Source organism: Psychrobacter communis (assembly GCF_014836505.1).
Classification (GTDB): Bacteria; Pseudomonadota; Gammaproteobacteria; order Pseudomonadales; family Moraxellaceae; genus Psychrobacter; species Psychrobacter faecalis.
Map to the genome: position 1 here is coordinate 112,415 of NZ_JACSQR010000001.1, position 14,817 is coordinate 127,231.

Here is a 14,817-nt window from a genome sequence, read left to right on the forward strand (position 1 = left end):
ATGAGTGAAAATTAAATACTGGATTACTTATGTTTACTATACCTTTCAGTGGCGCTGTGATGAATAAAATCACGATAGATAAGAAGTGGTTGGATAGCAATTGGTTAAATAGCAAGTGATTGGATAAAAAGTTGCTAGATGAATCGCCCTTAACAAACTGATTTTGCGCCCTTTAGTAATTTGCAGGTTTATAGTAATGGCAAAGGGCTAAGCAAAACAGTGTAGCAATGTAGGAAAACGCAACGGTTTGTAAGTAATTCTGTATTTATGCCATACAAGCAATACATGGTTACCTTGTGTAAAAATAGATTTAAAATCAGTGGTTTGCCCCCATTAAACCTCACTCTTATATGGCCTTACATTTGCTTTCAGTTTTTGATTTACCTTTCATATTTTGGTTAATTATTGGCTGCGAATATACGCAAAAATAATATAAATACCATGTTAAAAATTACCGCAAAAATCGTCGGATACCAGCAACAGCAATGCCGCCATACTGCTCTGCTTGAGCCCTCATTGCTGGCGATAAACCACCTAAGCCAATCACTGGTATATCGGCTAATTCTGCTAATATCGACCACGCTTGCCAGCCAAGTGGCTCGACATCAGGATGGGTTTGGGTTGCTAAAACTGGTGATATAAAAATACCGATAACGGGTGGTAATTGTTGCTCTAAACGTCTATGCGCCAACTTATTAGCGGCAGCGACACTTTCGGCGTCGTGGCAGCTAATGATTAATGGATAGTTTAATAAATGGTTTGTAGATAGAACGTCGTACGGTATATGGTTATTCTGATAAACAGCGTTATCAATATCGCTTAAGCCGCGTATAAGTTGTGTTTGGGTTAACTGCTTTGCGACGATTTGGTGGTTTATAGCTTGCTTATGTGCTTGGTCGCTTTCAAATTCAGCTGGTACAATCGCCTGTATATCTGCACGCAAGCGTAATAGCTGCGCTATATTATTATCTGCATCCATGGCTTTTGGACGGACATAAACCCAAGCATCATGCGCCAAATGCGCTGCATGAAATTGTAGCCAAGCTGCTGCTGGATCAGCCGCGTCGTTAAAGTGTGCCAATGGATAAGTAATTGCTATCTGTTGTGGTAAGCGCAACCATGCAAGAACGGTTTTATTAGCGGCTGGCAGTTGATAATCTCCTGCCATTAACTTCGATTTATCTACCCAAGTTAATGCTTGACCCTCCAATCCCTGCTGGCAATGTTTATGCTGTTCATACTGCTGCGCACTTAGTGCTACCTTGTAAACCTGCAAACATACCTGCTTATCGCCATAATCATGATGCAGCCGACCGAGTTTCACTGCAGTATTATTTGCGATATCAATACCTATTTCTTCAGCGACTTCGCGTATCAGCGCTTGTTGAATGGTTTCATTAGTATCTATCTTGCCGCCTACAAACTCATAACGATTACCTTGATGCTGCGATGCATTTCTAAAACCGAGCAAATACTGATGCTGATAATAAATGACCGCCACCGCAACATTGACGATTTTTAGCGGTTTATGGGCACTTGCCTCATTTTTAGCGAACAAATTTTTGCTTGAATCCTCTACATGACTGCGCATTCTATTGCCCTTTATAATGGTACGATTGTTTTGACTTATAGCGTTTGTAAATGCTGCTTTATATAAGTTTACATAATAACTGTGATTTATTTTATCAAATAGCTTGCAAAAGCTTTCAATGTAAATGATAATTATTATCGTTAATAACTTACTTTACCCCACTGCCTTATCTTTAATTATTTTATCAAAAGGAATTTACTATGAGCATGGTCATCTCTCGTTATTTAAACTGCCGCGAAAACCGCTTGCCTACGCTGCAATCACAGCACCTATTTGCGCTAACCAAAGAAGTGCGTATCGAGCACGAAGGCGAAGAATATCGCTTACGCTTAACGCGCAATAACCGCTTAATTTTGACCAAATAAATCAACTGCTCACCGCATAAAAAAACGCCTTTTGATAAAGGCGTTTTTTATTGCATTAAATGAACCACTAACAAGCGACTTAAAAATCGACAGTATAGTAAAGCTATTAAAAGCTTAAGTGCTTAGAACTGCCAACTATAAACCACATCGACCGCGTTTTCCGCCGCTGAAGTTGCTTCGACATAAATGCGGCGCGTTAGCTGATAACGGATAGATAGGCTATTTTGTGCATTAAACACCCCGACTCCGTAGCGAATATACAAATCAGGGGTCACATAACCAGTAACGTTGACGTTGGTGTCATCACTACTGCCTGATGCATCAACGGTTAGGCTTTGGAAGCCAAACGCTTGACCTATCTGATTGGTCAGATTGCGCGTGCCACTCAGCCCAAAGCTTAGTCCCGCCGCCGCAAGGTTATTAGTCACCTGCGATTTAAAGCCTTGCTCACTGATTTGCGTCGCGCTCTTATTATTAATACGGCCCGTTATCAAGGCATTCATCGCTTGCTGCTGGGTTAAGCCAGCATTGTTAAAGACGATAATATTTGGATTTTCTGTATTGCCTTTAACGCGTACGCCGACGGTCTTACCGCTGATGGTTTTAACCGCCTCAATGCTCAGATTTGGTTTCATCACGTCGCCATTAAAACGCACCTGACCGTAATTCAGCTCTAAGCTCTGACCAAAAATATTGACATTGGTACGGCGAGAAACCTGCACGACGCCTTTGGCGCGCATAACGCCTGTGCCATTTTGGGTGACATTAATCGCCCCTGCTAACGGAATCACTGCACCAAAACCGCGGAAATTGATGTCATCGCCCAAGTCAATACCGATGTCGGCATTGATTGACCAAGGTTTTGAAATCGCTAAAACCTCATCAATATTACCAATCAAACGGCGATCAAGCACTACCGCATCTTCGGTTTGGGTAATGATATCTTCACTGGCTTCTGGTGGACGAATGGTCGCTGACGGCACACTGACCGCGCCAGTAATATTGACATAACGGTCACCCGGACGCACGATAATGTCGATATCAGGGTTAATCTCAGCCAACAATAATGGCGGCTGAGTCAATACCAAACGCTCGCCAATGATGCTGAGCTTAGCTTGCAGTTTTTGTTGCCAATTTACCGTACCAGTCAGCTTGCCCGTACCGGTACCACTATTAAAAGTGCCGTCGATATTCGCCTGCGTACCACGAATTTTGGCATCGACATTGACTTTTCTTAAGTTGATAGGTAAATCTAGCATCGCAATACGGCCATCTGCCAATTTCACATCGCCATAAAACTGCGGTTTATCGAGCGTCCCACCCAAACCACCTGCCATAGTAATATTGCCTTCGAGCACGCGCATACCGGGGAAGAAAGGCTTAAATACTGCTAAATTCAACTCATTGAGCACCAGCGCACCCGAGATAGGTTTCGGTGTTTTATAAGGGTCAACGATGACCTCAGCATAGCCACGCGCACCGCGACCAGTATTGATATCCGTGCGCAGTTTGATGCCTTCAGGGACCGACAAAGCAATGACCGACACACGCTTATAAGGCAAGGTAACCGGCTGACTATCGCCATCTTGCATTAAGCCGATTTTGCCGTTGTCAGAATACAGCGTGGTATTGATCGTCGGCGGACGACCACGTTGCCAACCGACGATGGCTTTACCATTAATTTTCGCTTGCCAATCGATATCTTTGGGTAAAAAGACCGAGAATAGTGAAGTATCCAAGTTTTGTACCGCTAAATTGACTTGACCTGCCGCTGGTGAAGCAATGAGATTCTCACGCAAACACAGCTTGCCCGTTTGGTCGGTCGCCTGCCAACAGTGGGCGGCAAGCTGCACTTTTAAGTCGGTAGAGTTATTGCCCTGCTTTTTGGGTAAATTGACAATCAACTGCGCAGGTTGTAGTTGGTTTAACGTCGCATATTTTGATTTGATACGTCCTTTACCAATCACCCCTGACCAACTGAGCTTATCGCGATTAAAACCACCCTTGAGCCGAGCGGCGATAGCAAGTTCATCATTTGCCACTTCAAGATTGACCACATGCGCCTGCTCAGTGCCATTAAAAGTCGCATTGACCTTTTTAAAGCTCTGACCTGCCGCATCCAAACCTTCGGCGCTAATAATAAGCTGGCTTGGGCTATTGGCCAAATTGACGAGCTTACCGCGGATACGTCCTTGACGCAAAATAAAGCCCGGTAGCGCTAGTCGCTCACCAACCAAGTCAATATAAATCGTGGGCAGCGCCTGTCCTGCCGGCTGCGACAAGGTTGCGCCGCCCGTCACTTTACCAGCAAGCTTATCTGATAGCTGGTCAAGACTGGTGATATTAATCTTAGCTTGTAGCTGCTTTGCGTTACCATTGGCAGTAAGATAATTATCGCCCCAACGTAGCACCAAATTATTGGCATTTAAGCTATCGATTAGCGCATTAACTTGCTGATACTGTGCCTGTGCATCCTGTGCTTGTAAGCGTTTAAAATAACTGCCCAAGTCTTTTGGTAGGCGCAGCTTCGCCACCAGACTACCTTTGGCACTGAGCGGCTGGCCTTTTAGCACGCCACTTAGGTTAACTTGTTTGATATTAACGATTTGCTGATTGTCACCCCAGCGCCCATCGGTATCAATAGTGCCAGTGATGGTACTTGGGATATCTTTAAAGAAATAACCCAAGTTAAAGCGATTCATCACCGCCTTAACATTCCAAGCGATACCTTTACGCACATCGACCGTACCATTAGCATCGATACTACCTGCGGCGCCGACATGGCGGAAACGCTTGATACGAATCAGCTGTGCGTCACCACTGGCGTCAATGCTAAGTTTACCGGCTGGCAGTTGCTCAGCATCTAATACACCATCAAATTTCACCGCAAAGTTTTTCAGCTTACCCTTTGCGTTAGAATTAGTATTGGCTTGGTTCTTTGGCGGCGTTTGCCACACGCCGCTGGTTTTTAAATCACCAGTGATAATGGCGGCATTATTGGGTAAAAAATAGCCAAGGTTAAATTTGTCAAAGCGGCCATCGACCGTCCAGCCAATGTTTTGACGTAAGTCAATGACACCGTTCGCTTTTACTGCGCCGGCTTCACCGTTATAGTTGAGTTTACGAATACGAATCAGCTTTGGCGTACCAGCAGCATCAATCGATAAGCTGCCCTTTGGTACGTCAGCGGAATCAATATGACCATCAAAACGAGCATCAAAAACAGACAGCTCGCCGCCGATAATATCAACGCTAGCATCACCGCTGCCCGTGATACCAATAGCGCGGCTATCTTGACTGGCATCAAGGTTTGCTTTTAAATCGGTATTAGTAAAACTAATAATATGGCGCTGACCTTTGACACGGTTTTTACTGATATTGAGCATACGCCCGCGCGCATTGATATGCCCTGTTAAGCGCTCAAGCGGTAAGTCACTACGATATTTTTTGGGTAATAAGCCATTGGTACGCGCATCAATTTGCCACGTTAGCGGGTGTTTTTTACTGGCCAGTTGAATCTGCCCTGTACCAGATAGGTCGCCTACTATACCTTTGTAATTAAGACGGTTGATATTAATCACGTCGCCGGCTTTACGCACGCGCACATCATAGTTGCCTTTAGGGGCGGCATTTAACTCATTAATCACCGCTTTGCCATCGACCGATAAATTCGAGCCGCGGATAATAACATTGGCTTGTCCGCTTGGACTGTCGACATTACCGATATTTGGCAGATTGCGGCGTACCAGATTTTGCCACTTGGCATCGATATACCAAGGCGTGACTTGCTTAGAATTGGCGCTGCGACCACGAGCAGGCGTTTTGCCACGCACGATATTGGCATTGAGATGCTCACCATCGCGCTGACGCAAATCTGCATCCATCTCTAGATTGCCATTTTTATTTTTATGCTGATAACGTACCGATAAACGACCATTGAGCTTTTGCGGCGCATAGGGTTTAAAGTCGGCATATTCAGCTGGAATCGCCTGTCGAATATCAAAATTACTGCCTGTGGCGCGGACTACCGCATCAAAACTCTCTTTCCAGTCCAAAATACCTTGCAATGTCAAATTGCCTGCTGGTACTTGCGCATCCAAACGATCAACGCGCAGCTGACTGTTGGCGATAATACCGCGACCTTGATAGTGACCCGATGGGATATCTTTAGCGGTCAGCTCGGTATTGATACGCAGACGTATCTCCGAGATGACGCCCGACGCGGTCGCCATGCCGCTTTTTAGGTGGATATTTTGGCTATCGGCATAAGGAATTAAAATATCGTCCCATTTAAGTTTCGCTTGAAACGGCGAACCTTCATCTAGGCCCTGCACCACGAAATCACCGCTGACATCGCTGTCGTTATAACGGCTACGGACTTTACCAACGGTACGTTTTAGCGTACCGGTTGCGGTGATATTTAAAGGGTCGATATAGGCTTTTTCTAACGCACTTACCTCGACAATTCCGCTCAAATCTAAAGGATAGTCGCCTTGTAAATCTGCCTGACCTTTTAAAGCGCTGACTTTTACAATATCCGCATACTGCAATTTGCCGCGCCCGACGTTCACCACGCTACCAACCCAAGTCAAATCTCGCGCTTCGATATCATGCACAACGATAGGGTCTTTGGTGACTTGTTTATAAATAATGGTTTTTATTTTTGCTTGATCAAAGCGCAAATTGACTGGCAAGCTAAGCGTTCGATAATCAAACGGCTCGCCCGTAGGTGGCTTATTATTGATAATCTCAATGGTTTGAATGTCGGCATCGCGTAGATGCACTTCTTTGGCAAATACCGCGCGCCAGCCTATTTTGACATAAGCTTTATCGACCAATATCTCAAGGTCTTCGGTAGCGTTGATATCGATATCGCTGACCCAAATACCATCGCGCAGATTACCCCGACCGTATTTAAACTTAACCCCCGTCTCGGCACTGATTTTTTCTAAAATGAACTTTGTGCCTGACTCAGTACCGACCGCATATAAAAATATGGCGAACATAATCGCCAGTACAATCAAAATAAGAACCGTTAATTTGAGCAAAAAAGACAGGGGAAACCAACGTCTAACAGCGCGGGCATCGCGCTGTGCTGGATCTTCATCCGAGGGCTTATTTGGCGGGGTATTTTTGGTCAACATGACACTCAGCTATGTTAAAGAAGGATTACCAGCAAGCGCTAGAATGAAAAATAAGGCGGTTTTTGGGTTTTTATCAAGACTGCTATAAGCACTCGTGTTAGGCGTACTTATAGCAGCCATTTATAAAGGCGACCCGATAAACAGATGCAGTCTAACAGGGATGCTATCTTCCGTCACGCCAGCAGCAACATCGACACGTACCACACCAACCGGCGACGCCCAGCGGATACCGACGCCGACGCCAACTTTGGTGTCAGTTTCAAAATCTTTGTCATAGGCATTACCGACATCGGTAAAGACTGCGCCGCGGAAACCTGGTTTAAACTCATAGTTATATTCCGCGCTGCCGACTGCCAGGATTTGTCCGCCGGTAAGATAGCCTTTCTCAATCGGTGATAGGCTTTCGTAATCATAACCGCGAATACTTTGATCGCCGCCAGCAAAGAAGCGCAGTTTATAAGGCACTTCGTAAAAATCATCTGCCCAGATATAACCGGTATTTAAACTGCCCAGCACTTGGTGTTTATCGTCAGCCCCGAAGCTATAAAGACCGCTCACACCCGCGCGTAAAATTGCCATATCGGTATCACTTAGCAGACTTTCTGAACCTGCTTCAAGCGCATAATACTGACGGAACCCGCGGGTAGGATTGGCAGCATTATCGACGTCTGTTTTGCTCATGCCATAACCAAATAATAGGGCGTGCTGCGTCGGTTTCGAGGAAGTAAAACGTACTGGCAGATTGTCTAATTCTTCCTCATCGACGCCAGTTTCTAACTCATCTAAACGGTAGCGCAGAGAGTAGCTACGATCCCAGCCGTTTTCACGGCGGATATTACGCGCCAATGCTGCTTTTAAGGTTCGGGTAGATAAGTCAAAATTACCTTCGCCTTGATCGATAACCTCTTCTTCGTAGGTCAAACGGGCATCCAACTTATCGTTTAGCGGATGCTTCCATGGTCGACTGCCATACACGGCGACATTTTTGGTAATGCGCGAAACTTCGGTTTCCGCCCCTGCTTGATAGCCTTTACGATTGATCAAATTATAATCTATCTTGGCAGTGGCGCGCACCCCAGTATCAGTACCATAACCGAGACCGACTTGGGCATCACGTGGTTTGTTTGCCGAAACAAAGACGTACAGCGGTACTTTTTTGTTTTCTAACACGTCCTGCGGGGTTTTGCGTCCAGCAAGCGTTGGCGGGACGAAGTTTTCATCGGCAAGGATATTTTCTTCATCAGGGAAGATTTTTTGTGCGACATTACTGATAGAGTCGCTGATTTTACCCAAAATACTAGTGGCTTTTTGGTCTTTTTCATCCAAGACGCGATCATCCGGCAAACGGCTTAAACGTTCAGCTTTTTGTCTAATGGCTTGCAGTTTACTCAAGGTTTCTTCATCGGCTTCAAACTCGATGGCAGCGATATCGGCTGGATTGACCGTCTCACCGCTGATAGCGTAACGCTCAGCGTCATTTTCGGCTTTGACTGCCTCATCTTGCTCGATATTATTGCTATCGAAGTCGCCATCGGTAGTCTCAGTACTACTGCTATTAGGCGTATTATCAAAGGCTAAAGTACTGCTTTCTGTACGCTCGTCTGGCGGCAAAATCGTCTCGACGTTGACAGTATTAAAATAGCGGGTCGCCGATAAATCGTTACTAAACTTGGTCACGGCCGGACGATAAAATGGCTCGCCTTCTTCAAAGCCGACCAGCTGCTTTAATAACGACAATTCAACCGGTAGCTTTTCAGGATCGCGGGTCAGCGTACCCGACTCTTGATCATAAGTAAAAAACACCACTTCATCAAACTTGTAACGATCGCCCGTATTGTAAACCAGCGACACATCGGCGGTATTGTCGGGCAAGATAATATCGACCGATTTATTGAGCCAATATTGATCAAAGTAACCATAGGTATCACTGAGCGATTCAAGCGCCGCCTTACTGTCTTTATAAACGCGGTGATTAAAAATATCGCCCTCTTGTGGCGGTAGGTCTTTTTCCAGCTTGGCAAACTCTTCTTGCTCGCTGCCCTCGCCGCGAATGTCAACAATGCGGCTATCCACGCGTACCGGCTCACCTAACTTTTCAATAATGACATCAATGGTATCGGTAGTTGGTTGGCGCAAACGTAGGGTCACATCATAGTAACCGACGGCTTTGGCGGCATCTAAGGCGCTTTGTCGTAGACGTGGCAGCGCAGCAGTGAAATCAACCACAGATTGCAAGGTAGTGTCATCAATAGCGGCTTTGATATTCTTAAAGGGCTGAATATCATCATCGGCTTTGGTTAATTTTGGTTTAGCATTCCTTGTACTGTTTTGAGCGTTGTTTTTGCTATTATCGTTTAAATTATCTGCGGCAGCTTGTTGCAAATAAATGGTCGTCTCAACATGCGGTAGGGTGACAACGCCACCATTAAAAAAGCGATTATAAAGGCGCTTAACAATATTGCCTTTTTTATTACGTGCTATCGGTTTGGGTTTTGCCGCTTGTTCGATACTTTCTTTTACCGCATTGACATCGTTTTCATAGTTAGGCAAATAATCATCAGGATTGATGCTGTCCGACTGGGTATTTGCTATACCATTATCTATGTTCACACTGGTTGTGCTATCGCCAGTGCCACTAGCAACCGAGTCGCTGACGTCCATAGGACGTGACATCACGTTATCTGTCTCTGCCTGCTTAGCAGCGGCCTCATTTCTGCCTAAGGTTTCAAGATTGCTCGGTGCTGGTAAATTGGTAGCATCTAAACTCACATCGAGCCCAATTGGCGGCGTGCTATCGTCTAACCTTGCAACAGGCGCATCAAATGCGCCATCTAAAGCTTGAAAGTCATTGTCGTCATAACGCATGCCATCGATATTATTAACGGCATTACTTTGAGTGATATTGCCGATATCTTGAGCGTTTTGCTTATCCATCGCCGCCAGCTCGCGATCAATCTCGTCAGGCGTCATCATCTGATAGCCTTGTTGCTGCACGCTATTAACTTGCTGCTCTAAGTTTTCATTGCTGTCAAATGCTTGGTTGTTGCCTAGACTATCTATGCCATTACCGATAGCACTAGCAAAGTCATTAATACTATCGATATCATTATTTGATAACTGGGACTTATCCGTGGTATTTGCTTGCGCGGTGGCGTTTTTGTTAGGATTTTTAATACCTAAGTTCTGCTCGCTATAATCATCCAATACCGATTGATCGATAATACCTTCTTCAACGGCTTTTTTTAGACGCAAGGCGTCCAAAGCAATATCAAGCTGGCTGTCTTCATAGGCATCTTTAGAAAGTGCTCGTTTAGACGAGGACTGAGCCGAAGAATTGGAAGGCGGTTTTGGCGTTGGTGGCTGCGATTGTCGTTGCGGCTGTGCAGTGGTCGCATCATTGCCACTATTTTTGATAAGTTGGCTGCTGCTTGCATTATTGGCCGTATTATTATTTAAATCAGTGGCGGCAAGAGCACTAGGCGCGATAGCAACACTGACCCCAAAACCAACCAAACTGGTGGTCAATGCCCGAAATAGCGCCGTACGCGTAAAACAAACACGAGGGTTATCCATAGGATTTATATGAGTAGGATGAGCAAATTTAGCCGAACACAGCGGCGCATTTGACGCAGCAGCAGGCGGTATCCCCGATGAGTGGCGCGCTAGAGTTGAAGGCTGGTGTTTCATATTTATTTCCTATCACCTCACGCGGCACAAGTGACGGTCGATGGCAATCGCCTCGTCTTACCGGTGAATAAACGTAGAACAGTTCGCTGACATTAAAGGTTTGGACGGCTAAAATTTACAAATCATAACTTAGTTAATTCTCAAATCATAGCACTGTGCGCATGTATTTTTACCAAAGCCTTGCTATTATACGGCGTAACATCGATAAAACCTACGCTATATTTCGATAAGTTTTTGATAGTATTGATAATTGTTTATCTGCCAATCACTGCGTAAAAGTTTGTTTTCTCCTTTATTAGCCGCGACCCATCTGTAGGAATCTTCATGGCCAATCAGTTTCAACTCTTTAAACATCGCCGGTTTAATGCCATGTTTTTTACCCAATTTTTGGGTGCTTTTAATGACAATATCTTTAAGCAAGCACTGATACTGGTGCTGACCTATACTGCTGCCAGCCAATTGGGCATGGAAGTCAGTATTTTAAATAACTTGGCGGCGATGTTGTTTATTTTGCCGTACTTTTTATTTTCGGCATTGGCAGGGCAAATTGCCGATAAGTTTGAAAAATCGAAACTGACGCGCTTAATTAAATTGCTTGAGATAGGCATTATGATTATCGCTGCTGTCGGCTTTGTCTTTGAATGGTACGCGCTGTTATTTGTGGCACTGTTTTTGATGGGGACGCAATCGACGTTTTTTGGGCCGATTAAGTATGCGTACTTGCCGCAAGCGATGAGGGAAAATGAGCTGGTCGGTGCCAATGGTCTGTTTCAAATGGGCACCTCGCTTGCCATTTTGCTTGGTATGATTATCGCTGGGGTATTGACCCAAATTACCCAGCCGCTATTTTGGATAAGTGTGACGGTGCTTTTTGTTGCGGCGATAGGCTATTTTGCCGCCCGTTTTATTCCTACCATGTCAGCGATGCAGCCTGATTTGAAGATTAATTGGAATATCTTTACCACCAGTATGGCGACGGTGCGTTATTTATACTCGTTGCCTTTTTTATTCTTTGTCATTCTTGGTAATAGCTGGTTTTGGTTTTATGGCGCGACGTTTTTGACCCAAACGCCAGAATTTAGCAAAGTCATTTTGCATGGCGATGAATCCGTGGTGATTTTCTTATTAACGCTATTTTCAGTTGGGGTGTCGATTGGCTCGCTACTGTGCAAATCCCTGACCAAAAATCAAGTCAGTCTGCGCCTACTGCCCTTTGGCATTACAGGTTTGAGCATTTTTGCCATTGATTTATATTTTTCTTTGTCAGGGCTCAAACTCAATGTCAGCTCGGCTGCACTATTTGGTATCAGTGATTTATGGGGTCTGAGCGGTAGCTGGCGCGTGTTTGCCGACTTGTTCTTTTTGGGCTTTAGCGGCGGTTTATACATCGTGCCTTTATACGCCTCTATGCAGGCTTATGCACCAAAAAGCCATCGCGCGCGTATCGTCGGTGCCAATAATATCTTTAACGCCATTTTTATGGTGTGTTCGGCGATTTTCTCGATTGTGGTATTAAATGCGCTGGGTCTAAATTTGCCGCAACTGTTTTTAGTTACCGGCTTATTAAATATTATCTTTGGTATATTTTTATATCTTAAGCTTAATAAACACATCAAACACGCCGTTATCCAAACCCATGATGACGAGCAGAATCGATACGACTAGCGCCAAACGCAATATGAATCAGCAAGCCAATAATTTCGCTGCCGAGATTGTCTATTGTTTGTTATAGTGGTTCGATAAGTGTTGTCTGATAGGTTTAGTGGCCTATTAAATAGCTTAAACCTATTCATCATAAGTTCTATTTATAATTCATACAGCCATCAGGAGTGAATCATGGCGCAGCGTTCCTTATCAAAAATTGACCAGCTATTACTTGGCGTAGATAAAGCATTGCGAGCGGTTGTACCGCATTCAAATCCTAGCACTCGCCCGCTGCCTGTTAGCAGTGATGAGATTCCTGAGCTAAGTATCAACGAAGCCCGTCATGTCGCAGGCTTGATGCGTATCAATCATACGGGCGAAGTCTGCGCCCAAGGGCTGTATCACGGGCAAGCGTTTGCCGCAAAAAACGATGACGTCAAGCAAGCCATGCAACAGTCGGCTGAAGAAGAAGTCGATCACTTGGTGTGGTGCGAGGTACGATTAGATGAGCTTGGTAGCCATCCTAGTATTTTTACGCCTTTATGGTACAGCATGTCATTTGGGCTTGGCGCGGTAGCAGGGGCGATTTCTAACGAGTTTAGCTTGGGCTTTGTCGCCGAAACCGAAGCGCAAGTTAGTGAGCATTTGCAAGACCATATCGGTCAATTGCCACCGCAAGATCAACGCTCAAGAGAAATACTGGCGCAAATGGATATTGAAGAATTACATCACCGCGAGTTGGCGCTGGCAAATGGCGGCGCGGCATTGTCGCCACTGGTGCGCCACACGATGCGCTGGATGGCCAATCGCATGAAAGCCACTGCTTATCATTTATAAGCGTTTATCATCTATAATACGCAGGCGCTACTAATCTGCATCCTTTTTTAGTGGCTACAGACGGCATTATTCTGTGCTTTTAACAATCCTACTACTGTTAGCAGTCAGATTAATTTGCTAGGGTATGAAAAATTTGTACGATTTTACGGAATGCCAAAACCTAACGATCAATCAATGGATGAAGAGATAACAAGTCAGTAACTACAATAACTGGTCAACGACAACGATTAAAAGGTAATTATTTTTATGAAAGCCATCAGCCAAACGCCTATTTCTAATAAAGCATCGCACTCTAGTAAAGCGCCCCACTCTAGTAAAGCGCCTAGGCTTGCGACCCTAACAGCACTCGCTGCCGCTTGTGCCATGCTGCTATCAGCGCCGGCAAATGCAGCTGAAGAAGCGAATACCGCCGCAGCGCCCGCTACGAGCAGCACAGCAGTACCTAGCGCTATCGATTCTAGTAAACGTATCATTCGCCTAGCCAAGCCAAATGCAACGATTAGCACGGCGCCAACTGATGCTCAAGCCAATGTTGGAGTTAAGACTGGCGCTCAAAACAATGTTGAGCAGAATGCCGTCCAACCAACTAACATAGCGCAATCAGCTAATAATCAAGCCCCTAATACGCAACAAGGCAATACGCAGCAAAGCAATGTCCAGCAGGCTATTGTCCAACCAAACCGTGCGCCTTTAAATACGGCGCAAAATGCTGCCCAGCCACCAGCCGTACCAACACCAGACACGTCCGAGTTGACCGGTACGACGCGCGTTTATGAGCGCGGTCCTATCACTGCGACGGGGATTGATTTACGCAGTGGTCAGCTGCCAAACATCCCAGCCCCGCAAGTGAGTATTTCAGATATCAGCTTTGTCCCTACCGTGCTCATACCGCAGCAGCAAGGACTTGGCACCGATAAACTGGACGTCAGCTTACTCGATGACTTTATCAAAGAAGTCTCACCAAATGCGCGCCATTATCCACCAAACTTCCCGAACCGCACCCAGCGCCACAACGCCCGCGAAAAAATCAAAGTCTTGACTGAATGGATTGAGCCGTACGCTAAAGCGCCAAATGCCTCGTACGATGTCTTAGTTCGCGCCGCTAAACTCAATGGCATGGGACGTAACTTAGATTTAGGCTCAGAATACACGGTACGTGGCGGACAATATATCGATCGCGCCATCAAACTTAAACCGAATAGCGGCGAGGCCAACTTTATCTATGGCATGATGCTCTCAGAAGGTGGCGGTTTTAAAGAAGGTCAAAAATACCTTGATCAAGCAGTCGATCTTGGTTATACCGAAGCTGAGCAGAGTCTTGCGCAATCTGACTTGTTAAGTGATCGCCGTGATAAGGCACTAGAGCGTTTACGCCGCTTGGCGCAACAAAACCCTGACAACGCTATTATTCGTCAACAAATCAAGCTTATCGAGGATGGTAAATTCTATATTTGGGATATCCCTGCCCCAGATATTAATATCAAACCAAGCACTTAATTCTTTGTGATGGAAACGTAAAGTGTTAGCTATTTGGTAAAATGATAGCTCA

General features: G+C 45.3%; 7 protein-coding genes. 4 read left to right on the forward strand and 3 right to left on the reverse strand.

Going from position 1 to position 14,817, the window contains the following annotated elements; translation table 11 throughout:
- Positions 1-451 precede the first annotated feature (451 nt).
- A complete protein-coding gene (locus tag H9653_RS00460) occupies positions 452-1,591 on the reverse strand; it encodes an NUDIX domain-containing protein (RefSeq protein ID WP_191689680.1) in 1,140 nt (379 codons plus the stop codon).
- Positions 1,592-1,797: 206 nt separating this feature from the next.
- On the opposite strand from H9653_RS00460, the gene hemP reads away from it, so the two are divergent.
- Positions 1,798-1,956: a hemin uptake protein HemP gene (gene hemP / locus H9653_RS00465; protein WP_227672156.1), complete on the forward strand. Its 159-nt coding sequence runs from the start codon at positions 1,798-1,800 to the stop codon at positions 1,954-1,956.
- A gap of 122 nt (positions 1,957-2,078) precedes the next feature.
- Here hemP and H9653_RS00470 read toward each other — a convergent pair whose 3' ends face one another.
- Together H9653_RS00470 and H9653_RS00475 are read right to left on the reverse strand one after the other, a co-directional pair.
- Positions 2,079-7,100 (reverse strand): translocation/assembly module TamB domain-containing protein, encoded by a 5,022-nt coding sequence (locus H9653_RS00470; protein WP_191689682.1) that lies wholly within the window; start codon positions 7,098-7,100, stop codon positions 2,079-2,081.
- Between the two features lie 120 nt (positions 7,101-7,220).
- Positions 7,221-10,787, reverse strand: a complete 3,567-nt coding sequence (locus H9653_RS00475) for an autotransporter assembly complex protein TamA (protein WP_191689684.1) — start codon at positions 10,785-10,787, stop codon at positions 7,221-7,223.
- A gap of 324 nt (positions 10,788-11,111) precedes the next feature.
- Here H9653_RS00475 and H9653_RS00480 point away from each other — a divergent pair, with 324 nt between their 5' ends.
- The 3 genes from H9653_RS00480 (at position 11,112) to H9653_RS00490 (ending at position 14,765) form a co-directional block, all read left to right on the forward strand.
- Positions 11,112-12,452, forward strand: coding sequence for an MFS transporter (locus tag H9653_RS00480; RefSeq protein ID WP_191689686.1), 1,341 nt, complete (start codon positions 11,112-11,114; stop codon positions 12,450-12,452).
- A 171-nt stretch (positions 12,453-12,623) separates the two neighbouring features.
- A complete protein-coding gene (gene coq7 / locus H9653_RS00485; protein WP_191689688.1) occupies positions 12,624-13,268 on the forward strand; it encodes a 2-polyprenyl-3-methyl-6-methoxy-1,4-benzoquinone monooxygenase in 645 nt (214 codons plus the stop codon).
- Positions 13,269-13,514: 246 nt separating this feature from the next.
- The gene (locus H9653_RS00490) at positions 13,515-14,765 is read left to right on the forward strand and encodes a tetratricopeptide repeat protein (protein WP_191689690.1); all 1,251 of its coding nucleotides are present in this window, start codon (positions 13,515-13,517) and stop codon (positions 14,763-14,765) included.
- The last annotated feature ends 52 nt before the right edge of the window (positions 14,766-14,817 follow it).